This is a genomic window from Pantoea sp. B566 (genome assembly GCF_024793925.1).
In the GTDB taxonomy this organism is placed as follows: Bacteria; Pseudomonadota; Gammaproteobacteria; order Enterobacterales; family Enterobacteriaceae; genus Pantoea; species Pantoea ananatis.
In genome coordinates this window covers 1,526,745-1,551,772 of sequence record NZ_JANUQL010000003.1, presented here as the reverse complement: position 1 = coordinate 1,551,772, position 25,028 = coordinate 1,526,745, and the positions used below count along the sequence as shown (strand labels likewise).

At 55.9% G+C, this 25,028-nt stretch carries 19 protein-coding genes; 17 read left to right on the top strand and 2 right to left on the bottom strand.

Annotated elements, in window-relative coordinates:
* Nucleotides 1-77: 77 nt before the first annotated feature.
* Entirely contained in the window at nt 78-1,091 is a 1,014-nt protein-coding gene (locus NYE92_RS08805) for a YrzE family protein (protein ID WP_014605268.1), read from the top strand.
* A 47-nt stretch (nt 1,092-1,138) separates the two neighbouring features.
* On the opposite strand, the gene suhB is transcribed toward NYE92_RS08805, so the two are convergent.
* Nucleotides 1,139-1,942 carry an inositol-1-monophosphatase gene (suhB, locus tag NYE92_RS08800; protein ID WP_013026746.1) on the bottom strand — a complete coding sequence of 268 codons (804 nt, stop codon included), beginning with the start codon at nt 1,940-1,942 and terminating at the stop codon, nt 1,139-1,141.
* A gap of 122 nt (nt 1,943-2,064) precedes the next feature.
* Here suhB and trmJ point away from each other — a divergent pair, with 122 nt between their 5' ends.
* The 5 genes from trmJ to sseB all read left to right on the top strand — a co-directional run bounded on the left by trmJ (nt 2,065) and on the right by sseB (nt 6,925).
* Nucleotides 2,065-2,811 (top strand): tRNA (cytosine(32)/uridine(32)-2'-O)-methyltransferase TrmJ, encoded by a 747-nt coding sequence (trmJ, locus tag NYE92_RS08795; protein WP_013026745.1) that lies wholly within the window; start codon nt 2,065-2,067, stop codon nt 2,809-2,811.
* Nucleotides 2,812-2,947: 136 nt separating this feature from the next.
* A complete protein-coding gene (gene iscR / locus NYE92_RS08790) occupies nt 2,948-3,445 on the top strand; it encodes a Fe-S cluster assembly transcriptional regulator IscR (RefSeq protein ID WP_014594322.1) in 498 nt (165 codons plus the stop codon).
* An 89-nt stretch (nt 3,446-3,534) separates the two neighbouring features.
* Nucleotides 3,535-4,695, top strand: coding sequence for an IscS subfamily cysteine desulfurase (locus NYE92_RS08785; RefSeq protein ID WP_015699735.1), 1,161 nt, complete (start codon nt 3,535-3,537; stop codon nt 4,693-4,695).
* 127 nt (nt 4,696-4,822) lie between these two features.
* Entirely contained in the window at nt 4,823-6,109 is a 1,287-nt protein-coding gene (gene pepB / locus NYE92_RS08780) for an aminopeptidase PepB (protein WP_013026742.1), read from the top strand.
* A 51-nt stretch (nt 6,110-6,160) separates the two neighbouring features.
* Nucleotides 6,161-6,925, top strand: a complete 765-nt coding sequence (sseB, locus tag NYE92_RS08775) for an enhanced serine sensitivity protein SseB (protein ID WP_259018870.1) — start codon at nt 6,161-6,163, stop codon at nt 6,923-6,925.
* 33 nt (nt 6,926-6,958) lie between these two features.
* On the opposite strand, the gene sseA is transcribed toward sseB, so the two are convergent.
* Nucleotides 6,959-7,801, bottom strand: a complete 843-nt coding sequence (sseA, locus tag NYE92_RS08770) for a 3-mercaptopyruvate sulfurtransferase (RefSeq protein WP_105078831.1) — start codon at nt 7,799-7,801, stop codon at nt 6,959-6,961.
* A 145-nt stretch (nt 7,802-7,946) separates the two neighbouring features.
* Here sseA and NYE92_RS08765 point away from each other — a divergent pair, with 145 nt between their 5' ends.
* The 11 genes from NYE92_RS08765 to der all read left to right on the top strand — a co-directional run bounded on the left by NYE92_RS08765 (nt 7,947) and on the right by der (nt 25,015).
* Nucleotides 7,947-12,845, top strand: a complete 4,899-nt coding sequence (locus NYE92_RS08765; RefSeq protein ID WP_259018869.1) for an alpha-2-macroglobulin — start codon at nt 7,947-7,949, stop codon at nt 12,843-12,845.
* Between the two features lie 12 nt (nt 12,846-12,857).
* Entirely contained in the window at nt 12,858-15,185 is a 2,328-nt protein-coding gene (pbpC, locus tag NYE92_RS08760) for a peptidoglycan glycosyltransferase PbpC (RefSeq protein WP_259018868.1), read from the top strand.
* A 176-nt stretch (nt 15,186-15,361) separates the two neighbouring features.
* Entirely contained in the window at nt 15,362-15,793 is a 432-nt protein-coding gene (gene ndk, locus NYE92_RS08755) for a nucleoside-diphosphate kinase (RefSeq protein ID WP_003848684.1), read from the top strand.
* 183 nt (nt 15,794-15,976) lie between these two features.
* Nucleotides 15,977-17,146 (top strand): bifunctional tRNA (adenosine(37)-C2)-methyltransferase TrmG/ribosomal RNA large subunit methyltransferase RlmN, encoded by a 1,170-nt coding sequence (locus tag NYE92_RS08750; protein WP_013026737.1) that lies wholly within the window; start codon nt 15,977-15,979, stop codon nt 17,144-17,146.
* 81 nt (nt 17,147-17,227) lie between these two features.
* Nucleotides 17,228-17,959 carry a type IV pilus biogenesis/stability protein PilW gene (gene pilW, locus NYE92_RS08745; protein WP_014605273.1) on the top strand — a complete coding sequence of 244 codons (732 nt, stop codon included), beginning with the start codon at nt 17,228-17,230 and terminating at the stop codon, nt 17,957-17,959.
* The gene (gene rodZ / locus NYE92_RS08740) at nt 17,949-18,959 is read left to right on the top strand and encodes a cytoskeleton protein RodZ (protein ID WP_014605274.1); all 1,011 of its coding nucleotides are present in this window, start codon (nt 17,949-17,951) and stop codon (nt 18,957-18,959) included. The genes pilW and rodZ overlap by 11 nt, the downstream gene beginning before the upstream one ends.
* A gap of 39 nt (nt 18,960-18,998) precedes the next feature.
* Complete coding sequence (gene ispG / locus NYE92_RS08735) at nt 18,999-20,120, top strand: flavodoxin-dependent (E)-4-hydroxy-3-methylbut-2-enyl-diphosphate synthase (RefSeq protein ID WP_014594315.1); 1,122 nt, start codon at nt 18,999-19,001, stop codon at nt 20,118-20,120.
* 105 nt (nt 20,121-20,225) lie between these two features.
* Nucleotides 20,226-21,500, top strand: coding sequence for a histidine--tRNA ligase (hisS, locus tag NYE92_RS08730; RefSeq protein ID WP_013026733.1), 1,275 nt, complete (start codon nt 20,226-20,228; stop codon nt 21,498-21,500).
* A gap of 38 nt (nt 21,501-21,538) precedes the next feature.
* On the top strand, nt 21,539-22,156 hold the full coding sequence (locus NYE92_RS08725; RefSeq protein ID WP_014594313.1) for a YfgM family protein: 618 nt from the start codon (nt 21,539-21,541) through the stop codon (nt 22,154-22,156).
* Nucleotides 22,157-22,175: 19 nt separating this feature from the next.
* Nucleotides 22,176-23,357 (top strand): outer membrane protein assembly factor BamB, encoded by a 1,182-nt coding sequence (gene bamB, locus NYE92_RS08720; protein WP_013026731.1) that lies wholly within the window; start codon nt 22,176-22,178, stop codon nt 23,355-23,357.
* Between the two features lie 173 nt (nt 23,358-23,530).
* On the top strand, nt 23,531-25,015 hold the full coding sequence (gene der, locus NYE92_RS08715) for a ribosome biogenesis GTPase Der (protein ID WP_013026730.1): 1,485 nt from the start codon (nt 23,531-23,533) through the stop codon (nt 25,013-25,015).
* Nucleotides 25,016-25,028: the final 13 nt, after the last annotated feature.

The window sequence follows — 25,028 nt, the reverse complement described above, 5'->3', positions numbered from 1 at the left end:
TTATAGTTATTGCGAACCCCTGTCTGGGAATGAAAAAAACGACACTCACCTGCTATGTGTTGCGAGGGAAATATCTCATGGCTGATACCCGTATTAATAATGGCTACAACGATCCGCTCGTCACCGGAGCGGCAGGCTTACCCCTTAAACGCATTTCCTGGAGTGCCGTTTTTGCCGGTGTAATTTGTGCTTTGATTATTCACATATTATTAACCTTGCTGGGTACGGCAATTGGTGCTACCACCATTGACCCTTTGCAGGAAGATAATCCATTTAAACATCTTGGAACGGGTGCCCTAGTCTGGACGGCCATTGAAATGCTGATCGCTATTGCCGCCGGTAGCTACGTCGCCGGTCGCCTGGCGCAGCGTGAAGGCGCACTGCACGGCTTGCTGATGTTTGGTATTAGTACCGTCTTAACTATTTACCTGGCCGTGAGCCTTGCCAGTAGCGTATTAGGCGGCGCCATGAATATTCTTGGTACGGGTTTCCAGGCAGTAGGAAGTGGTATTTCAGCCGCTGCGCCATCGGTTACCCAAATGGCTAAAGAAAAACTGCAGCAAAATAATATTAATTTAGACAATATGCAGCAAGAACTGGAAACGACGCTGCGTCAAACGGGTAAGCCTGAATTACAACCGGAAAATCTGAAGCAGGATGCGAATAATGAAGCGCAGAATGCCGAAAATCAGGCAAATAACACGGCTAATCATCCACAAACGGCAGACACAGATTTAGCAAACTGGTTTAAAGGCGTTATTGCTCGTCATTCAGATACTTTACAGGCCGCCGATCGTGATGCTTTAAAAAATATTATTAAAGCGCGGACCGGAAAAAGCGATCAGGAAGCTGAACAGATCGTCAATCAGGCAGAACAAAGCTATCAACAGGCTATGCAGAAATATCAGGAACTGAAAAAACAGGCAGAGCAGAAAGCGCGTGAAGCCGGCGAGCAGGCGGCGAAAGCAACCGCGAAAGCCAGCTGGTATGCTTTCTTTATCCTGATTATTGAAGCGGTACTGGCAGGCGTGATGGGAATGGTAGGACGTCGTACTCAGCCACGTCAGGTGTTAACGCACGAACGTCGTTAATCCCAAGGCAATAAGAAAGGCGGCACGTTATCGTGCCGCCTTTTCTTTTAGCGCTTCAGCGCTTCGCTCAGCTCTTCGCGCATCGCCGATAACAGCGATTTCACCACGCGAGGGTTACCGGCAACGATGTTGCCTGAATGCAGGTAGCCGTGGTTGCCGGTGAAGTCAGTGACCAGTCCGCCCGCTTCGCGCACCAGCAGTTCACCCGCCGCGAAATCCCACGGTTTCAAACCAATTTCAAAGTAGCCATCAACGCGGCCTGCGGCGACGTACGCCAGATCCAGCGCAGCGGAGCCGGTGCGACGGAAATCGGCACACTGCGTAAACAGCTTGGTCATGATGTTCATATAAGCTGGGGCGTGCTGTTTGAGCTTGAAGGGGAAACCGGTGGCAAGAATGGTGCCATCCAGATCGCGAGCGATACTGCCGCGCAGGCGGTAACCATTCAGCTGCGTGCCCTGTCCGCGTACGGCGCTGAACAGTTCATTACGCATAGGATCGTAAACGACAGCCACTTCTGTACGGCCTTTAATACGAACGGCAATAGAAACAGAGAAGTGGGGCAGGCGTTTAATAAAGTTGGTGGTGCCATCCAGCGGATCGATTACCCATTGAATATCCTGATCTTCGCCCTCAAGCTCACCGCTTTCTTCAGTGATGATGGTATGTTTTGGGTAAGATTTACGAATGACTTCGATAATCAGGCGTTCTGCGTCGCGGTCAACATTCGTTACGAAGTCGTTGCTGCCTTTCTGGCTGGCCTCGACAGCGTCCGGGGTTTCATAATTCTTGGCAATTAAATTTCCGGCCTTGCGCGCTGCGCGCACGGCAATGTTGAGCATTGGATGCATCGGTATCTCTCGCTGGATGTTAAAGAACGGGGAAAACGGCGCGGAGTATAGCAGGGTGTTCGGTAAATGTCCTGCTTTATGTTAGAGTACGCGTCATCATTTTCTGACCGATCCCAACTCTTATGCTGCAAAATATTCGTATCGTGCTGGTGGAAACTTCTCATACCGGCAACATGGGCTCCGTAGCGCGCGCCATGAAAACCATGGGGTTAACTAACCTCTATCTGGTGAATCCGCTGGTGAAGCCAGACTCTCAGGCTATCTCTCTGGCAGCGGGTGCCAGTGATGTTATCGGTGAGGCAAAGATTGTAGACTCCCTGGATGAAGCCATTGCCGGGTGCAGCCTGGTGGTCGGCACCAGCGCCCGCTCGCGATCTCTGCCGTGGCCGATGCTGGACGCCCGGGAATGCGGCGTGAAAAGTATTGAAGAAGGGCAGCAGGCGCCTGTCGCGCTGGTGTTTGGCCGTGAACGCGTCGGACTGACAAACGACGAATTGCAAAAGTGTCACTACCACGTGGCCATTCAGGCGAATCCGGAATACAGCTCGCTGAATCTCGCGATGGCCGTGCAGATCATTGCTTATGAAGTGCGTATGGCCTGGCTTCAGGCGCAAGAGAACCAAACCCCAAAACCGCAGTACGACGCTTCCCCTTATCCGCTGGTGGACGATCTGGAACGCTTCTATCAGCACATGGAAAACATGATGCTGGAAAGCGGGTTTATCCGTGAAGCCAACCCGGGCCAGGTCATGAGCAAACTGCGTCGTCTGTATACGCGCGCCCGTCCTGAACGCGATGAGCTCAATATTTTGCGCGGTATGCTCTCGTCTTTCGAGAAGCGAAAAGGAACCAGAACGGACGGCGAATAATAGTTGAGTAAATTACCAGGTTAAATACTTGAGTAATTTACTTGGTTAAATAGTTGACCAAATTACTCAGGAATGTCAGACTTGCTGCCATCTTCGCTAATCCTCCGATAACCGGACGCTATTGAGGTTGTATGCTATGAGACTGACATCCAAAGGACGTTATGCTGTTACCGCCATGCTGGACGTTGCCCTTCACTCTCACCAGGGCCCGGTTCCACTGGCAGATATCTCTGAACGCCAGGGCATTTCGCTCTCCTATCTGGAGCAGTTATTCTCGCGTTTACGCAAGCATGGCCTGGTAGCAAGCGTCCGCGGGCCGGGCGGCGGTTATCTGCTAGGTAAAGAAGCCAATGCGATTGCGGTGGGAGAAGTGATCACGGCGGTAGATGAGTCCGTAGACGCCACCAAGTGTCAGGGCAAAGAAGGCTGCCAGGGCGGCGAACGCTGCCTGACTCACGTCCTGTGGCGCGATCTGAGTGTGCGCATTAGTGAGTTCCTGAACAACATTACGCTGGCTGAGCTGGTGAATAATCAGGAAATCCTGGATGTGGCCGACCGTCAGAACGCCAATGACAACCGCCGTTTCCAGAACTCCCGTTCTCAGGAAATCAACGTGAACCTTCGCGCCTCGTAATCCTCCTCTTCTCCGGCCCTTACTGCTAACGCGGTAGGGGCTGAATCTGCTATAAATACGTATGATTTTCTATACGGAGCTGTAGCGCAATGAAATTACCGATTTACCTGGATTACGCCGCTACCACGCCGGCCGATCCGCGTGTGGCCAGCAAAATGATGCAATTCCTGACGCTGGATGGCACGTTTGGTAACCCGGCCTCTCGTTCACACCGTTTTGGCTGGCAGGCCGAAGAAGCGGTAGACGTTGCGCGTAATCAGGTGGCAGAGCTGGTGAATGCTGACCCGCGTGAAATCGTGTTTACCTCCGGTGCCACCGAATCCGACAACCTCGCCATTAAAGGCGCAGCCCAGTTTAATCAGGCGCGCGGCAAGCACATCGTTACCAGCGTAACCGAACATAAAGCGGTGATTGATACCTGCCTGCAACTTGAACGTGAAGGCTTCGACATTACCTGGCTGACGCCCGCCGCCAATGGTCTGATCGCGATTGAGGATTTGCGTGCTGCACTGCGCGATGACACCGTTCTGGTGTCGATCATGCACGTGAACAATGAAATTGGCGTGATTCAGGATATCGCCGCGATGGGCGCGCTCTGCCGCGAACGTGGCATCCTGTTCCATGTTGATGCCACACAGAGCGTAGGTAAGCTCGCTGTCGATCTGAGTGAACTCCCTGTCGATCTGATGTCCTTTTCCGCCCATAAAGTGTATGGCCCCAAAGGGATCGGCGCGCTGTATGTGCGCCGTAAGCCGCGCGTTCAGATCGATGCACAAATCCATGGTGGCGGCCATGAACGCAATATGCGCTCGGGCACCTTACCTGTGCACCAGATCGTGGGGATGGGTGAAGCCTATCGCATTGCCCGTGAAGTCCGCGAAGAAGAGATGGCCCGCTTGTCTGCCCTTCGGGATCGGCTGTGGCAGGGGCTGCGCCAGACCGGCGGCGTCAGCGTAAATGGCGATTTGCAGCACAGCTGTCCCAACATTCTCAACGTAAGTTTCACTGACGTTGAAGGTGAGTCATTGATCATGGCGTTAAAAGATCTTGCGCTGTCGTCTGGATCGGCCTGTACTTCTGCCAGTCTTGAACCCTCCTATGTCCTGCGTGCGCTTGGCCTGAACGAAGAGCTGGCACACAGCTCGCTTCGCTTCTCGCTGGGCCGTTTTACCACGGAAGACGAGATCGATTATGCCATCGCGCTGGTGCAGAAGTCCGTTACGCGCCTGCGTGAACTCATGAAGTCATGATGCATTTGCCAGCCGAGGCTGACAAACTGTGCGCCGACAACATCTGCGGCGTGCAGCGTAACATCTGAATGAAAAAGCCGTCTTAAAACAGGCTGGATGAAACGAATAACGAATACGGAGCCCTACAATGAATACACAACCGATGAATATTACGCTCAGCAGCCAGCCCGCCGATGCGCGCTGGGGCGAAAAAGCGCTGTTAAGCAGCAATGATAACGGCATGACCCTGCACCTGCGTGAAGCGGATGCCTTGATGACCATTCAACGGGCCGCCCGTAAACTGGATGGCCAGGGCATTCGTCATGTTTCACTGGCTGGCGAAGGCTGGCACCTTGAGCAGTGCTGGGCATTCTGGCAGGGTTATCGCGGGCCTAAGGGCAAAAACCAGGTGGACTGGCCGCAACTGGGTGAACACGAGCAGGCGGAGTTCGATCGCCGCCGCAAAATTGTTGGCTGGGTGCGCGACACCATTAATTTACCAGCCGACGATCTGGGCCCGGAAACGCTGGCGCACAGCGCCATTGACTTACTCAGTGAGCTGGGTGGTGAGGCCGTCAGCTATCGCATCACCAAAGGCGACGACTTACGCGAACAAGGCTACATGGGCCTGCACACCGTGGGTCGCGGCTCTAACCGCCCGCCGGTCTTTCTGGCGCTGGATTTCAACCCAACCGGAGACAGCGAGGCACCTGTTTACGCCTGTCTGGTGGGCAAAGGCATTACCTTTGATACCGGCGGCTACAGCCTGAAACCGAGCGCTGGCATGGACTCAATGAAGTCGGACATGGGCGGCGCGGCCACCGTCACCGGTGCGCTGGCGCTGGCGATCGCGCGCGGGCTGAATAAGCGGGTTAAACTTTACCTCTGCTGCGCGGATAACATGGTCAGCAGCAATGCCTTCAAACTGGGCGACATCATTCGCTACCGCAACGGCAAGTCGGTAGAGGTCATGAACACCGACGCTGAAGGCCGCCTGGTACTGGCTGATGGCCTGATTGATGCCAGCGAGCAGAACCCGACGCTTCTGATCGATGCGGCAACCCTGACCGGTGCCGCGAAGACGGCGGTCGGCAATGATTATCACGCGCTGTTTACCTTTGACGATGGCCTGGCGCAGTCGGTGATGGGCAGCGCAGTCAGCGAAAACGAACCTTTCTGGCGTTTGCCGCTGGCGGAATTCCATCGCAACCATCTGCCATCGAACTTCGCCGACCTGAACAACATCGCCAGTCCGGCGCATTCGGCAGGTGCCAGCAGCGCTGCCGCGTTCCTGTCGTACTTCGTCAGCCACTATCAGCAGGGCTGGTTACATATTGACTGCTCAGCGACCTATCGCAAAAGCGCGGTCGATCAGTGGGCTGCCGGTGCAACCGGTCTGGGTGTCCGTACCCTCGCCAACCTGTTACTGAAATAAGCGCAATCCAGCGGTGACCTGGTCACCGCTTTCTCAAGGTAGAAGTAAACTATGAACCGTCTTGAAGAGGTGCTGAAGCTGGCCGCGACCGAGCCTGCGCACCGGCCTGAATTTTTCCAGCTGTTGCTGGAAGCTGACGTCTGGGTGCCCGGCGAAAGCACCAGCCAGCAACTGGATGCCAGTACGCCGGTGGATCTCCAGCACTGGGAAAAAGAGGATGGCAGCAGCGTCATACCGTTTTTTACCTCCGAACAGGCGATGAGCGAAGCCGTTGAGAGCGAACAGGCGTATTTACGTTTACCCGTGCGCACCCTGTTTGACATGACGCGTGGCGAAACCCTGTTTTTGAACCCAAAACTGCCGACGGGAAAAGAGTTCTCCGCGGCGGAAATCAGCCATCTGCTGGGCGAAGAGGGCAGTGCACTCACTCAGCAAAGCGTGCTGGAAGGCGGGCAGTCACTGCTGCTGTCGGAAGTGGCAGAACCGCCTGCCCAGATGATTGACTCTCTGACCCAGCTGCTCAGCAAATATAAGCAGGTGAAACGCGCCTTTGTTGCCAGCATTCGTGAACGCGCGGATGAGGAACCTAACCTGCTGATTGGGATTGAAGCGGACTGCGATATTGAGGCCATTATTCAGGCCGCTGGCAGCGTCGCCAGCGACACGTTACTGGATGACGCACCCATTGATATCTGCGAGGTCACGGCAGACGATCGCGGCATCAGCCACTTCTTTACCGCCCACATCACGCCCTTTTATGAACGTCGCTGGGGGAGTTTCCTGCGCGAGTTCAAAGGCGGTCAGCGTATTATCTGACAACGCGCGCGGCCTCACCGGCCGCGCGTCTTCTTATTTCGCAATCGGCAAATCGTCCCGGCTTCCCCATTCGCCCCAGGAACCGTCATAGAGCGTAGCCTCCCGAACGCCCAGCGACGTCAGCGCCAGAATCAACACGACCGCCGTAACGCCTGAGCCACAGGTGGCGACAACGGGTTGCGTCAGGTCCACGCCCGCCTGGGCAAACAGGGCGCGCAGTTCGGACTCTGGCTTCAGTTGTCCCTGTTCAACCAACAGGTTCCACGGCAGATTCAGACTGTTGGGAATGTGCCCGCGATGTAAACCAGGACGCGGTTCATCTACCTCGGCATTGAAGCGGTTAGCCGCACGGGCATCCACAATCTGTGCGCCACCTTCATGGCTAATCAACAGCACGTCAGTCAGGCGTTTCACCAACCCGTCATCGAACTCAGCCTCGAATTCGCCCTCAGGCAGGCTCACTTCCCCCTCCGCCAGCGCAAAGCCTGCGGCTTTCCAGCCCTGCAAACCGCCAGCCAGAATGGAAACCCGGGCGACGCCGAAAGCGCGCAGCATCCACCAGGCGCGCGGGGCAGAAAACAGGTTGCCCTCATCATAAACAATCAGATGTTTATCACTGTTGACGCCAAGCTCGCGCATGGCCACGGCAAAGCTTTCAGCGCGCGGGAGCATATGCGGATAGGGGCTGGTGTGATCGGAAAGTGCTTCAATATTAAAGAAAGGTGCCTGGGGCAAATGACCCGCCAGGTATTCAGCCTGGATATTGCGAACCGCATCCATGCCTGACGGCAGCATACGTGCGTCCAGTACCTGCAGCGTTTCATCGTTGTAGTGTTCTTGTAACCAGTCGGCGGACACAAACAGTGGCGTCGTCATAACAACCTCATCTCAGCAATCTGTCATGCCAGTGTCGGGTAATATGCACACCATCTCAAGAGAAGCGTTGATTAAATGCGAGCGTTGATGTGAAATTGCCCAGCGTTATATAACAATTCCCCTGGGGCCCGGTGAAGGATTTACCATGAAAAAACGCATTAACCGGCTGCTGTTCAGCATGCTGATCGGTGGTTCGCTGCTGTCTGTCGCCACCTTACCTGTTATTCCTGTCAGTGCAGAAACCCCTGCAGCCAGCGCGCAGGCCAGCAAACCACTCACCATTATCGATCTCTCTGAATTACAGCTTGATGGCGCGGCGGCGCTGGTTTTAACCTTTAATCAGCCGCTGGATGACAAGCAGAATCTGGCGCAAAAGGTCAGGTTGATCGACGATAAACACGGCAAAGTCGATGGTGGTTGGGAGCTTTCCAGCAATCGTAAAGCCCTGCGTTTTCGCCATCCTGAACCCTCTCGTCAGTTCACCGTGACCGTCGATTCGGGCTTGCGCGCCGCCAGCGGTGAGACGCTTACAATGGCCTACAGCAAAAAAATCACTACCCGCGACATTGAGCCGATGGTGGGCTTTGCCAGCCGAGGCTCCCTGTTGCCGTTGCGTATCGCGCAGGGGCTGCCGGTACTGGCGTTGAACGTAGACCAGGTGGATGTGGATTTTTTCCGAATCAAAAATGCGGGCCTGGCGGAATTCCTTTCCCAGTGGAATTACGGTAACAACCTCTCTACCTGGCAATCTCAGGAGCTGCTGAAAACCAGCCAACTGGTGTATACCGGCCGCTTTGAACTCAACCCGGCCCGTAACACGCGGGAAAAACTGCAGTTGCCGCTGAAAGACATTAAGCCGCTTCAGCAGCCAGGGGTTTATCTGGCGGTTATGAAGCAGGCGGGCACTTATCACTACAGCATGCCTGCGACGCTGTTTACCCTGAGCGATATCGGCCTGTCGCTGCACCGCTTTCCCACCCAGTTTGAACTCTTCGCACAGAGTCTGGAAAACGGCGCACCGCTTTCCGGCGTCAGTATCAGGCTGTTGAATGATAAAGGCCAGGTGCTGCAAAAGGGCACCAGCGACAGCAGCGGTCATTTGCGCCTTAATGCAGACGAAAAAGGCAAGTTCCTGCTGGCCATGAAGGGCGAACAAACTTCGCTGATCGACCTGGCGCGCCCTGCTCTGGATTTAGCCGAATTCCCCGTAGCGGGGCCCGAAGGCTATGACAAACAGCTCTTCGTCTTCGGCCCACGAGATATTTATCGGCCTGGCGAAACGGTGATCGTCAATGCGCTGCTGCGCGATGCGGACGGCAAGCCTTTACCTGCCCAACCGGTTAAGGCTGAGCTGGTACAGCCCGACGGCGAGGTAGTGCGCACGGTGGTCTGGCAGCCGCAGGACGGTTTCTATCAGCAGCGGTTTGCTTTACCGGCTTCGGCGATGACCGGCGGCTGGATGCTGCGGCTGAATACCGGTGATAACCAGCTGCGGCAGTGGCATTTCCGCGTTGAGGATTTTCTGCCTGAGCGCATGGCATTAACGCTGAAAAACGATCAACAACCCCAGCCTGCGGATGCCGATATTACGTTCGACATTGAGGGGCGCTATCTGTATGGCGCGCCTGCGGCAGGGAATCAGCTGCAGGGACAGCTCTATCTGCGTCCGGCCCGTGAGGCGGTTGCTGCGCTGCCGGGCTACCAGTTTGGTGACATCACCGAACAGGGCCTGAAGCGCAGTCTGGACGATGTCGATCTTAAGCTTGACGCCAACGGCAAGGCGCAACTGACCGTGGATAATCAGTGGGATCAACTTCACTCACCGCTGAACCTGATACTGCAGGCCAGCCTGCTGGAAACCGGCGGTCGTCCGGTCACCCGACGTGCTACTCAGGCCATCTGGCCGGCGGACGCGTTGCCCGGTATCCGTCCGCTGTTTGGCAATAAGGCGATCTACGATTACCGCAGTGACAGCTATCACGATGAGCCGACCGTGCCGGAAAACAGCCTGGCAGAATTCGATATTGTTTATGCCAACAGTCAGGGCGCTAAGCTGGCGGCAGATAAGCTTGACGTACGCTTAATTCGTGAACGGCGTGACTACTACTGGAGCTTCTCTGACAGTGAAGGCTGGCAGTCACGTTACGATGCCAAAGACCTGCAGGAAGATGAGCAATCTGTCAGCATTCCCGCTGACGGCAGCACCAAGGTCAGCTTCCCGGTTGAGTGGGGCAGCTACCGGCTTGAGGTCCAGTCGGGTGAAAAAATCATCAGCAGCGTGCGTTTTCAGGCGGGCTATGACTGGCAGGATAATACCAATGGTACAGGCGCGCTGCGTCCGGACCAGGTCAAACTGAAGCTGGATAAAGCGGCATACCAACCGGGTGAAACCGTCCATTTGCAGGTCGAATCGCCCACGGCCGGAAAAGGCTATCTGATGGTGGAATCCAGCAGCGGGACGCTCTGGTGGCAACCCTTAACGGTGCCGCAGGGTGGAACCCAGGTGGACGTGCCGATCGCGGCCAACTGGCAGCGCCACGATCTCTATTTCAGTGCCATCGTGGTGCGGGAAGGGGACAAAACCAGTGGTGCCACGCCGAAACGGGCGGTCGGACTGTTACATCTGCCGATGGCGACCGAGGCGCGACGTTTAACGCTGACGCTGGACGCACCCGATAAGGTTCGTCCTGAGCAGAACCTGACGGTGAACGTTCAGGCCAGCCGTGAAGGCGGCCCGCTGCCTGACAAGGTGCACGTCCTGCTGTCAGCGGTAGACAGCGGTGTGTTAAGCGTGACGGATTATAAAACGCCCGATCCCTGGACGGCTTTTTTCGGTCGCAAGCGTTATAACGTCGATCAGTACGATGTGTTTGGTCAACTGATTGAAAGCGGTGGACGGCTGGCTGCTCTGCGCTTTGGCGGAGACGGTGAAGACGAATCCATGACGCGCGGCGGTAAAAAACCGGTCACCCACGTCAATATCGTGGCGCAGCAGTTGCAGGCCGTTACGCTGGATAAAAACGGCAAGGGTGCCATTACGCTGCCCATTCCGGCCTTTAACGGCGAGTTGCGCTTAATGACGCAGGTCTGGAGCGATGACAGCTTTGGCGCTGCCGAACGTAAGCTGGTGGTGGCTGCCCCGCTGGTCAGCGAACTGGCCACGCCGCGTTTTCTGGCCAGCGGCGACAGCGCGTCACTGGCGCTGGATATCACCAATCTGACGGACCTGCCGCAAACGCTGAAGGTCGATTTGACTGCCAAAGGTCTGATAGGACTGTCGGGCGCGGCCACACAAAATGTGACGCTGGCACAAGGCGAAAGGACCACCCTGCAGGTGCCCGTGACGGCGAAAACCGGGTTTGGTGACGGCGAAGTGCAGGTGCAGATTTCAGGGCTGAACCTGCCCGGTGAGACGGTGCGGCCCAGCCAGCAGACGTGGAAGATTGGCGTCAGGCCGCCTTATCCTGCGCAAACCCTCAATTTTGCCGCTGTGATTGACCACGATCGCCCCTGGCAGGTCACGGCGGCGGCGTTTGCGGGTCTGGATGCAGAAACCCTGAGTGGACAACTGACCCTGAGTAATCGTCCGCCTTTAAATATCGCCAGCTACATCAGTGCGCTTTATGCCTATCCCTATGGCTGTCTGGAGCAGACCACCAGCGGTCTCTGGCCGTCGCTCTATACCAGTCAGGCGCAGCTCAGCGCTATGGGGATAAAAACCAGCAGTGATGACGTTCGTCGGGCCGCCGTTGACACCGGCATCGCCCGTCTGGCCGGGATGCAGCGTGCTGACGGCAGCTTTGGGTTGTGGAGTAAGCAGAGTGAAGAGGAGTTCTGGCTCACACCTTACGTTACTGACTTTTTACTGCGCGCCAGCGAAGCGGGCTATGCCTTGCCCCCTGACGTGATTGATCGGGCTAACGCACGGCTGCTGCGTTATTTACAGGACCCTTCACAAATTACCGCTAGTGGCAGTGCCGACACCGATGCATTGCGTTTCAGCGTTCAGGCTTATGCCGGCCTGGTGCTGGCGCGTCAGCAGCGTGCGCCACTGGGCGCGTTGCGTGCGCTTTATGAAAAGCGTGACAAGGCCAAATCGGGGCTGGCGCTGATGCAGTTGGGTGTCGCGCTGAAGCTGATGGGGGATGGACAGCGTTCGCCGCTGGCTGTGATGCAGGGCGCCACGCTGTCACGACCTGAAAGCAGCTGGTTTGGCGACTACGGCAGTACGGTGCGCGATGAGGGGATGATGATCGCCCTGTTAGCGGAATATCAGCTGCAGCCGGAACTGCAAAACAGCCTGCTGCTCTCTTTGTCGAAAGAGCTGAACGGCAAGCGCTGGCTCTCTACTCAGGAGAACAATGCGCTTTACCTGGCGGCGCGCACGCTGCAAACCGCACAGGGTAAGGATTGGCAGGCGATATTACAGGGTGATCAACCGCCCGTAAGCAGCAGTGGGCCTGTGAATAAAGGGCTGGATAGTCAACAGCTGGCGCAAGGCGTTGACGTGAGCAATCCCGGCACGGCACCGCTGTATGGCAGCCTGAACGTGGTGGGTTATCCGCTGACGCCGCCGAATCCGGTCAGCCATATGCTGTCTGTTAAGCGAGAGTACTTCACCCTGGACGGTAAACCGGCGGATCTCAATAATCTTCGCAGCGGTGAATTGCTGGTGGTCCGTCTTACCGTGGCCGCGAAACGCCGCATCAGCGATGCGCTGGTCGTGGATCTGTTACCGGCCGGACTGGAGCTGGAAAACCAGAATCTGGCAGACAGCAGTGCCAGCCTGGGTGACAGTGCGGATGCGTTAAAAGAGAGCATGATGGATATGCAGCAGGCCAACATCCGGCATATTGAGTTCCGTGACGATCGCTTCGTTGCCGCGCTGGCAGTGGATACGTATCGTCCTGCAACCCTGATGTATCTGGCGCGCGCAGTGACGCCGGGCAGCTACCATATGCCGCCACCGCAGGTGGAATCGATGTACGTACCTGAGTGGCGGGCGATTGGTTCGACGCCGCAACAGCTGCATGTACAACAGTAGCCGGGCCGGGTTGTGATCAAAAACAGGCACATCAAAAAGCGGTGGGTAGCCCTGCCGCTTTTTATTCTGGCCTTACTGCTTATCCCGCTGATTCTGGATCGGTTATTCCCCTTGCCCCTTAAAGAGGTTCAGCCCGCACGTGTGGTGGTCGCCGAGGACGGCACCCCCCTTTGGCGCTTCGCTGACGACCAGGGCATCTGGCGCTATCCGGTCAATCCCGCTGACGTGTCGCCGACGTACATACAGGCGTTGCTGACCTATGAAGATCGCTGGTTTTGGTATCATCCCGGTATTAATCCGCTCGCCCTGCTTCGCGCGGCCTGGCAGGACCTGCGTCATGGCAGCGTCATTTCGGGTGGCAGCACTTTAACCATGCAGGTGGCCAGAATCATCGACCCACAGCCGCGAACGCTGCGGGGCAAGCTGATTCAGGCATGGCGCGCTCTGCAACTGGAGTGGCATCTCTCTAAATACGATATCTTAACGCTTTATCTTAATCGTGCGCCCTTTGGCGGCACGCTGGAAGGGATTGGAGCGGCAAGCTGGAGCTGGCTGGGTAAAGCGCCGTCACAGATGACAAGGGGCGAGGCGGCGCTAATGGCCGTATTGCCACAGGCACCCAGTCGTTTGCGGCCCGATCGCTGGCCAGAGCGGGCTGAAGCGGCACGTAATAAGGTGCTGGATCGGCTGGCGCAGTATCATGTCTGGTCGCCCCGACGGGTCGCTGAAATCCGCCAGGAACCGGTCTGGCTCCCGCCGCGCCAGATGCCGCAGATGGCGCCGTTACTGGCGCGGCGACTGTTATCGATGACTACGCACGATAAAATCGTCTCTACGCTGGATCCGTCGCTGCAGCGCGAGCTGGAAAGCATGGCGCTGAATGTGAAAAACCAGCTTCCTCCGCGCACCTCACTGGCGATACTGGTGGTGGATCACACCACTATGGCGGTGCGGGGCTACGTCGGTTCCGCCGATTTCGGCGACGACAGCCGTTTTGGTCATGTGGATATGATTGCCAGCGTTCGCTCGCCGGGATCGGTCCTGAAACCCTTTGTCTATGGTATGGCGCTGGACGAGGGGCTCATCCATGCCGAGTCTTTACTGCAGGATGTTCCACGTCGTTTTGGCGATTACCGTCCGGGTAACTTCGATACCGGTTTTCATGGCCCGGTCAGCGCCAGCGAAGCGCTGGTGCGATCACTCAATCTGCCCGCCGTGCAGCTGCTGGAGGCGCTGGGCCCAAAAAATGTGGCCGCACGCCTGCGCAATGTGGGGCTAAATCTACGTTTCCCACCGGGTGCAGAGCCTAACCTGTCGTTGATTCTCGGCGGCACCGGAGCGCGCATGGATGATATCGTGGCGGCCTATAGCGCCTTTGCCCGACATGGCAACGCCGGTCAGCTGCGCTGGATGGCAGACCAGCCCTTACAGGAACGCCCACTGCTTTCGCCCGGTGCGGCCTGGATTATCCGCCGTATTCTGGGCGGTGAGGCTCAGCCTGCGGGTAATGGCAGCGCGCCTGCGGTGGTACCGCTGGCATGGAAGACCGGCACCAGCTACGGCTACCGTGACGCCTGGGCCGTGGGAATCAATCCGCGTTATCTGATTGGCGTTTGGGTCGGACGACCCGATGCAACGCCGGTTGCGGGGCAGTTTGGTTTCGCGTCTGCGGTTCCCGTCATGAATCAGGTTAACAACGTACTGATGAACCGCCTGGCCGGGCGGGCAGTCCCCACCGATCCGCGACCGGCGTCGGTCAGCGTGGCAGGCATCTGCTGGCCTGGCGGGCAGCCGCTGCCCGAGGGAGACGAAAACTGCCGACAACGGCGGCAGAGTTGGGTGCTGAACGACACGCTGCCGCCGACCTTGCTGGCACCGGGACAGGAAAGCCTGAGCGGATTGCACCTGCATTACTGGCAGAACGAACAGGGCTTACGGGTTGCGGCGGATTGCCCGCGAGCCATCAGCCATGAACGTCTGGTGTGGCCTTTGCCGCTGGAAGCCTGGCTGCCGCCGCAGGAGCGTCGGGCGCAGCGCTTACCGGCGGTTGATCCCCGGTGTCCGCCCTTGCAGCAGGGCAGTAGCGCGCCGCTGATTGTGACTGGCGTTATTGACGGGCAGCGCGTTCAGCCGCTGCCGGGCAATACTACGCTGGTGATACCGGTTGCGGTGCAGGGCGGTCAGGGCGTTCAGCGCTGGTGGTTTTTAAACGGCGAGCCGCTCGAAACGCAAAGTCAGAACGGCACCCTGTCGCTACCTCTTGATCGGGCAGGGGACTATCAGCTGGTGGTCATGGATGAGGCCGGTCAGCTGGCCTCTGTCGCTTTTACCCGTGGGTGAGTGTTTTTTGCGCTAAATCAGAGTTGAAAAGTATTAGCCCCGACTCAGATCAAGATTTTTCAATAAATTATGGGTTCGGTGATAGGCAACGTCACACTCAACCCCTATAATCGGCGCCGTTTCTTAGCCGGGGCGCGCGCCCTCGGTTTCTTCAGAACGTCAAGACAGAGGTCATCATGGCAATCGAACGTACTTTTTCTATCATCAAGCCAAACGCCGTCGCTAAAAACGTGATCGGTGCCATCTACAACCGTTTTGAAAGCGCAGGCTTCAAAATCGTTGGCGCAAAAATGCTGCAGCTGAGCAAAGAGCAGGCTGAAGGTTTTTACGCAGAGCACCAGGGCAAGCCGTTCTTCGACGGTCTGGTTGAATTCATGACGTCTGGTCCGGTTGTGGTTTCTGTACTGGAAGGTGAAAATGCCGTTCAGCGTCACCGTGACCTGATGGGTGCAACTAACCCTGCTAACGCGCTGGCTGGCACACTGCGTGCAGACTACGCTGACAGCTTCACCGAGAACGCAACCCACGGTTCAGATTCTGCCGAATCAGCCGCCCGTGAAATTGCCTATTTCTTCGGCGAAAACGAAATCTGCCCGCGCACCCGTTAATTGCTTAACGACTGACGCGTACAGGGCTTTACAAAAATCTGCTGAACACGGGCAACTCTAGCCTGTTATCAGGTAGCAGATGTTGTACAATATTGCGCCTTCATTGAGCCAGCTTAGTGAAGGCGCAATTTTTTTCTTTTCCCAACAGCGCCATAACGTGTAACAACGAGGCCAGAGAACATTATGTCCGAACAGATTGTGACGTCCGCGTCCACCTCGCCTATTTCCGTCTCACCCAAAAGCCAAAAAATCAACCTGCTGGATCTCAACCGTCAGCAAATGCGTGAGTTTTTTGTCTCGCTCGGTGAAAAACCCTTCCGTGCCGATCAGGTGATGAAGTGGATTTACCACTACTGCTGCGATGATTTCGAGCAGATGACCGACATTAACAAGAAGCTGCGTAACCGGTTAATGGAACTCACCGAAATTCGCGCCCCGGAAGTGGCTGAAGAGATGCGCTCAACGGATGGCACCATTAAATGGGCTATTCGCGTCGGCGATCAGCTGGTTGAAACGGTGTATATCCCGGAAGGGGATCGCGCCACCTTATGTGTCTCCTCTCAGGTGGGTTGCGCGCTGGAATGTAAATTCTGCTCGACGGCGCAGCAGGGCTTTAACCGCAATCTGCGCGTGTCAGAAATTATTGGTCAGGTCTGGCGTGCCGCAAAAATCGTTGGTGCGGCCAAAGTGACCGGTCAGCGTCCTATCACCAACGTGGTGATGATGGGCATGGGTGAGCCGTTGCTCAACCTGAATAATGTGGTTCCGGCCATGGAAATCATGCTGGATGACTTCGGTTTTGGTTTGTCGAAACGCCGTGTCACCCTGTCGACCTCGGGCGTTGTGCCTGCCCTGGACAAGCTGGGCGACATGATCGACGTTGCGTTGGCGATTTCGCTGCATGCGCCAAACGATAAACTGCGTGACGACATCGTACCCATTAACAAGAAATACAATATTGAAACCTTCCTGGCGGCGGTTAAACGCTATATTGGTAAGTCCAATGCGAACCAGGGACGCGTCACGATCGAATACGTGTTGCTGGATCATGTCAACGACAGCACCGATGACGCGCATGAACTGGCGGCATTGCTGAAAGAAACGCCGTGTAAGATCAACCTGATTCCATGGAACCCCTTCCCCGGGGCACCTTATGGTCGCAGCTCGAACAGCCGCATTGACCGCTTCTCCAAGGTGTTAATGGATTACGGCTTTACCACTATCGTGCGTAAAACCCGTGGTGATGATATTGATGCCGCCTGCGGCCAGTTGGCCGGGGAAGTGATTGACCGTACGAAACGCACCCTGCGTAAGAAAATGGCGGGCGAAGCCATATCTGTGAAGGCGCTCTGAAAGGCTGACTAACAGGGTTTTCCATTCCGTCTCTGCGTGGCAGGCTGCTGCCAGCCACAGCGATAACAGGATGGAAAGGCGATGGGCAAAGGGATATGCACGGCATTACTGGCCGTTTTTGTTGTAAGCGGTTGTGTCCGTTCGCCGACCCAACCGGGGGCAGCGGAGCTTCGTTTGCAACTGGGTATGCACTACCTCGCGGTAGAGGATTATCCTGCTGCGCGCCGTAATCTCTTACGGGCGCAGGCGGCCGCTCCCCAGGATTACCGCGTACCCCTGGCATTGGCCCGGCTGGCTCAGCGGCAGGGGCACACTGCCGCAGCGCATTATCATTTTCAGCACGCGCAGCGAATTGCGCCACATAATGGTTACATCCCTAACAATTACGGTGCGTTTCTTTGCGCTTTAGGGCAGTATGATGAAGCGCATCAACAGTTTATCCGGGCGAAGGGTGCGCAGGAAGGAGACGCCCGTATCGATGCGTATGAACTGTCGGGGTATTGTTATCTGCGGGCAGGAAACAGAGAAGCAGCGCGTGCTGCTTTGTCGTATGCGCTCGATGCGGACCAGAGTAAAGGAGCGTCGCTACTAGCCGAAGCTGAAAGCGCGGTCGAAAATGACCAGTGGGCTAACGTAGCGCTATTATTAGAGCTTTACCAGCCGCTGCCGGAGACGGCACGCAGCCTGGCGTTACACATACGTTTCGCCGCGCAACAGGGAAATGCCGCAGACGTTTCACGTTATGGCGACCAGTTAGCGCGACGTTTTCCGCAATCGATACAGTACCAGCGTTATTTAGCTAATGAATACTGAAGCCACTCAAGAAAATTCTGCAGTTCATTCCACAGGTACACGCCTGCGTCTGGCCCGTGAACAAATGGGACTCACGCAGCAACATGTTGCTGAACGCCTGTGCCTGAAACTTACTACCGTACGTGATATTGAAGAAGACAAATCACCTGCGGATTTAGCCTCTACCTTCCTGCGCGGTTACATCCGTTCTTATGCGCGTCTGGTGCACATTCCTGAAGAGGAACTGCTGCCGATGATGGAAAAGCAGACGCCGGTTCGTGCCGCAAAAATTGAGCCGATGCAAAGCTTCTCCCTGGGCAAACGGCGTAAGAAACGCGACGGCTGGCTGATGATTTTTACCTGGCTGGTGGTCTTTGTCGTGATCGGCCTGACAGGCGCCTGGTGGTGGCAGAACCATAAAGCCTCACAGGATGAGCTGGTGTCGATGGCCGATCAAAACGGCAGTAACAGCGACAGCAGCCAGTCTATCCCCCTGGGACAGACGAACGGCGCATCAACCGATAACAGCACCAGCGTGCCGTTGAGCAATAATGCCGCCAGCACACCGGCGAACGCCGATGAATCCACCGGCACGGCGCCTGCTGAAAACAGTAACAGCAGTAACAGCACTGCCGCGGCTGCCCAGCAGGAAGAGAATAACGCCGTTGTTTCGCCTTCTCAGGCACCGACTTCGACCAGCCCCGCACCGGCCAGCACCAATACGGCGCAGCAGATGCCAGTGGGCGCGGCGGCGGTTAGCGAACCGGCGGCGGATCCGAATGCCGTGGTGATGACCTTTACCGGCGACTGCTGGCTGGAAGTCAGCGATGCAACAGGTAAGAAACTGTTTAGCGGTATCCAGCGCAGCGGTGGCAAGCTGAGCCTGTCAGGCACGGCTCCCTATCGTCTGAAAATTGGCGCGCCATCCGTGGTTCAGGTGCAATATCAGAATAAACCCGTTGATTTAAGTCGCTTTATCCGTAATAACCAGGTTGCTCGCCTGACGTTGGGTGCGCAATAACAGCGTATCGCGTGTACCGGGCAATTGTGGAGAAGAAATATGCATAACCAAGCACCCATTATCCGTCGTAAGTCTAAACGTATTTACGTCGGCCAGGTGCCCATTGGCGACGGTGCGCCAATCGCCGTTCAGTCGATGACCAACACCCGCACGACTGACGTAGCCGCGACGGTCAATCAGATCAAAGCCCTTGAGCGCGTAGGCGTCGATATCGTCCGCGTCTCGGTGCCCACCATGGATGCCGCCGAAGCGTTTAAGCTGATTAAGCAGCAGGTGAACGTCCCCCTGGTGGCTGATATCCACTTTGACTACCGTATTGCGCTTAAAGTCGCGGAGTATGGAGTGGACTGCCTGCGTATCAATCCGGGTAATATCGGTAATAACGAGCGTATTCGTGCGGTGGTAGACTGCGCCCGCGATAACAATATCCCCATTCGTATCGGTGTTAACGCCGGATCGCTGGAAAAAGATCTGCAGGAAAAATACGGTGAGCCTACACCGCAGGCCCTGCTGGAATCGGCGATGCGCCATGTCGATCATCTGGATCGTCTTAACTTCGATCAGTTTAAAGTCAGCGTGAAAGCCTCTGATGTGTTTCTGGCGGTTGAATCCTATCGTCTGCTGGCAAAACAGATCGAGCAGCCGCTGCATCTTGGTATTACCGAAGCGGGCGGTGCACGTGCCGGTGCGGTGAAATCGGCGATTGGTCTGGGGCTGTTACTGGCCGAAGGCATTGGCGACACGCTGCGTATTTCTCTGGCAGCCGATCCGGTTGAAGAGGTAAAGGTTGGCTTTGATATCCTGAAGTCGCTGCGCATCCGCTCTCGCGGGATCAACTTCATCGCCTGTCCGACCTGTTCACGTCAGGAGTTTGACGTCATTGGCACGGTAAACGCGCTGGAGCAGCGACTGGAAGACATTATCACGCCGATGGATGTCTCCATCATCGGTTGCGTGGTGAATGGGCCTGGCGAAGCCACCGTTTCTACGCTGGGCGTGACCGGCAGTAATAAGAAAAGCGGCTTCTATGAAGATGGCGTGCGCCAGCGCGAACGTCTGGACAATGACGATATGATCGATCAACTGGAAGCGCGCATTCGTGCCAAAGCGGCCATGCTGGATGAAACTCGTCGTATTGACGTGCAGCAACTGGAAAAATAATCCGTTGCGTGTACGGCGTGCATGACTTTTTTAGCTGAACCTGTGCGGTTTCATCCTCATGAGGTATGATGCCGGACAGGTTTTTTTGCATTAAGAGATTTTAACGTGGCGAAGAATATTCAAGCGATTCGCGGGATGAACGATTTCCTGCCTGCGGATACGGCCATCTGGCAACGGGTTGAAGATGTACTGAAGTCAGTGCTGGCGAGTTATGGTTACAGCGAAATTCGCTTACCCATCGTAGAGCAGACTCCTCTTTTCAAACGCGCAATTGGTGAAGTCACCGATGTGGTTGAAAAAGAGATGTATACCTTTGACGATCGCAATGGCGAAAGCCTGACGCTTCGTCCGGAAGGCACGGCGGGCTGCGTGCGCGCAGGTATCGAACACGGTCTGCTTTATAACCAGGAACAGCGCTTGTGGTACATGGGGCCGATGTTCCGCTACGAGCGTCCTCAGAAAGGGCGTTACCGCCAGTTTCATCAGATAGGCGTTGAAGTCTTTGGTCTGCAGGGGCCGGACATTGATGCCGAACTGATCATGCTGAACGCACGCTGGTGGAAAGCGTTGGGCATCGCCGACCATGTTCGTCTGGAACTGAACTCCATTGGTTCGCCTGAAGCCCGTGCCAACTATCGCGATGCGCTGGTGGCGTTTCTGGAACAGCATAAAGAGGCGCTGGATGAAGACTGTAAGCGCCGTATGTACAGTAACCCGATGCGCGTGCTCGACAGTAAAAATCCTGATATTCAGACGCTGCTGAACGATGCGCCTCAGTTGGGCGATTATCTGGATGTGGAGTCACGCGAGCATTTTGACGGGCTGCGCGCGCTGTTAGACGACGCGGGTATTGCTTACACGGTGAATCAGCGGCTGGTGCGTGGGCTGGATTATTACAACCGCACGGTGATTGAATGGGTTACCGACAGCCTGGGCTCCCAGGGGACCGTTTGCGGTGGCGGTCGTTATGATGGGCTGGTAGAACAGTTGGGTGGCCGTGCCACACCGGGTGTCGGTTTCGCAATGGGAATGGAACGCCTGGTGTTGTTAGTGCAGGCGGTTAATCCGGAATTTGAACCCGCGCGCAATGTCGATGTCTATGTTATCGCTTCAGGTCAGGGCGTTCAGTCAGCGGCGATGCAGCTGGCAGAAAAACTGCGCGATCACCTGCCTGAAATGAAACTGATGACCAACTTTGGCGGCGGTAACTTCAAGAAGCAGTTCGCCCGTGCGGATAAATGGGGAGCCCGCGTTGCCCTGGTGCTGGGCGAAGATGAACAGAAGGCCGGTCAGGTCGTGATTAAAGACCTGCGCAATGGCGAACAGCAAACGCTGGCGCAGGCGGACGCGGCTGCTGCACTGCGCACGCTGTTGCAGTAAGCGTGTCAAAGCACAACCATTGAAAGGAGAAGGATTGCGTGGAAGTTTATAGCAATGAGAACGAACAGGTTGATGCGCTGCGTCGCTTTTTCGCCAACAACGGTAAAGCCTTAGCCGTAGGCGTGGTTATCGGGATTGCTGCACTGGGCGGCTGGCGCTACTGGTCCAGCCATCAGCAGGATTCCGCGAAAACCGTATCGGCAGAATACCAAAAAGTCACCCGTGCGATGCAGGCCGGTAAGCCAGAAACCCTGGAAGCCGTCAACACGTTCGCCAGCGAAAACAGCAATACTTACGGTGCCCTGGCGGCCCTGGATCTGGCTAAGCAGTATGTCGACAGCAATCAGCTGGACAAAGCCGCTACCTTGCTGCAAAACGGATTGAAAGATACTAAAGATGCCAACCTGCAGGCGGTTATCAACCTGCGCCTGGCACGCATTCAACTGCAACAGAATCAGGCTGATGCGGCACTTAAAACCCTTGACAGTGTGAAGGGTGATGGCTGGACAGCCATTGTCGCTGATATCCGCGGCGAAGCGCTGCTCAGCAAGGGCGATAAGCAGGGCGCGCGCGATGCATGGAGCAAAGGCGTAGAATCTGACGCGTCTCCTGCACTGAAGCAAATGATGCAGATGAAGATGAATAACTTAAGCTAAGCCAGTCAAGAGAGAGCGCATGGAATTACGTAAATACCTGCTGCCGGGGCTGATCTCAGTCACCTTGCTCAGCGGTTGCTCGCTGTTCAGCGGCGAAGAAGATGTAGTGAAAATGGCCCCATTGCCGAAGGTGGAAAACCAGTTTACGCCTCAGACGGTATGGAGTACCGGCGTGGGTGATGGTATCGGTGATTTTTACTCCAACCTGCACCCCACCTGGCAAGACGGCACCGTTTATGCTGCTGACCGCTTTGGTATCGTAAAAGCGCTCGACGCGGCCGATGGTAAAGAAAAATGGAAAGTCGATCTCTCTGAGAAAACCGGCTTCTTCTCGAAAAACCGTTCTGCCATGCTGTCCGGCGGCATCACCGTGAGCGGCGATCGCCTCTATATTGGCAGCGAACGCGGGCAGGTCTATGCACTGAACACCAGCGATGGTGCCATTGCCTGGCAGGCGAAAGCGGCGGGTGAAGCCCTGTCGCGTCCTGTGGTCAGCGATGGTCTGGTATTGATTCATACCAGTAACGGCATGTTGCAGGGCCTGGATCAGGCCACGGGAGCGGTGAAGTGGACCGTCAACCTGGATATGCCTGCGCTGTCACTGCGCGGAGAATCTGCGCCGTCTGTGGCCTTTGGTGGCGCCATTGTGGGCGGCGATAACGGCCGTGTCAGTGCCGTTATCCTGAACCAGGGCCAGTTGATTTGGCAGCAGCGTATTTCACAGCCCAGCGGCGCAACGGAAATTGATCGCCTGAGCGATGTGGATACCACGCCGGTCATTGTCAACGGCGTGGTCTATGCGCTGGCTTACAATGGCAACCTGACCGCACTGGATTTACGCTCAGGTCAGATTTTATGGAAACGTGAAATCGGCGGCGTTAAAGATCTGATTGTCGATGCGGGTCGCATCTACCTGGTCGATCAGGACGATCGTGTGATTGCGCTGAATGCGGATGGCGGTGTCGCTATCTGGCGTCAAAGCGAGCTGCTGCATCGTAATCTGACTTCACCGGTTCTCTATAACGGCTACCTTGTGGTCGGCGACAGCGAAGGTTACCTGCACTGGATGAACACCACCGATGGTCGTTTTGTTGCCCAGCAAAAGCTGGACAGCTCAGGCTTCCAGACTGAGCCAGTCGTCGCCAGCGACAAGCTGCTGATTCAGTCAAAAGACGGTGAAGTTTACGCCATTACTCGCTAACGGGTAAGTTGTCAGGCAGGGTGGTTCCCTGGCACAACGGCTCCTGATTTCATCAGGGGCCGTTTCGTTTTTAGTCAGGCATGGTATCCTTAGCGCCTTAAGCCTGAACTGAGCGGCTAAAGCCGTTATAATCACGCCATTCGGGCGATTTAATACATTATTGAGGCATTGTTATGGTACCTGTGGTCGCGCTGGTTGGGCGTCCCAATGTGGGAAAATCTACGCTATTTAACCGTTTAACCCGCACACGAGATGCGCTGGTAGCGGATTTTCCTGGACTGACTCGCGATCGCAAATATGGTCGCGCCGAAGTGGAAGGGCGCGAATTTATTGTTATCGATACCGGCGGTATTGATGGCACCGAAGACGGTGTTGAAACGCGCATGGCGGAGCAGTCGCTGCTGGCGATCGAAGAAGCCGATGTTGTGCTGTTTATGGTCGACGCTCGCGCAGGCATGATGGCCGCCGATCAGCAAATTGCAAAGCATCTCCGCTCTCGTCAAAAAGCAACGTTTCTGGTGGCGAATAAAACCGACGGACTGGATCCGGATCAGGCGGTGGTGGATTTCTATTCTCTGGGCCTGGGTGAAATTCACGCTATCGCGGCCTCGCACGGTCGTGGCGTAACCAGCCTGCTGGAAACGGCGCTGCTGCCGTGGATGGAAAAGGTCGATCCGGTTGAGGTCACCGAAGAAGATGAAAACGAAGCTTACTGGGCAGCCTTAGCGGCAGAAGAAAACGGTGAGGAAGAGGAAGAAGAAGACGATTTCGATCCCACAACCTTACCGATTAAGCTGGCGATTGTTGGCCGTCCTAACGTAGGTAAGTCTACGTTGACTAACCGCATCCTCGGTGAAGATCGCGTGGTCGTTTACGACATGCCGGGCACCACCCGTGACAGTATCTACATTCCGATGGAACGTGACGGTCGCGAGTATGTGCTGATCGATACAGCGGGCGTACGTAAGCGCGGTAAAATTACGGATACGGTAGAGAAATTCTCAGTCATTAAAACGTTGCAGGCGATCGAAGATGCCAACGTCGTCATGCTGGTGATTGACGCCCGTGCCGGCATTTCCGATCAGGATCTGTCGCTGCTGGGCTTTATTCTCAACAGTGGACGCTCCCTGGTTATCGTCGTGAATAAATGGGATGGCCTGTCGCAGGAAGTGCGTGACGAAGTCAAAGAGACGCTGGATTTCCGCCTGGGCTTTATCGATTTCGCACGCGTGCACTTTATTTCTGCGTTGCACGGCAGCGGCGTAGGCAACCTCTTTGAGTCCGTTACGGAAGCCTACGACTGCTCTACAAAACGTGTCAATACCTCCCTCCTGACGCGCATCATGAATATGGCGGCGGAAGACCATCAGCCACCGCTGGTTCGCGGTCGTCGCGTTAAACTGAAATATGCCCATGCGGGCGGTTACAACCCACCGATTGTGGTGATCCACGGTAATCAGGTTAAAGACCTGCCGGATTCCTACAAACGTTATTTGATGAACTATTTCCGCCGTTCACTTAACGTGATGGGAACGCCCATCCGCATTCAGTTTAAAGAGGGTGAAAATCCTTACGAAGGCAAACGCAATCTGCTGACGCCGACGCAACAGCGCAAACGTAAGCGTCTGATGGCGCATATGAAGAAGAATAAGCGTTAATTGATCGAGGGCC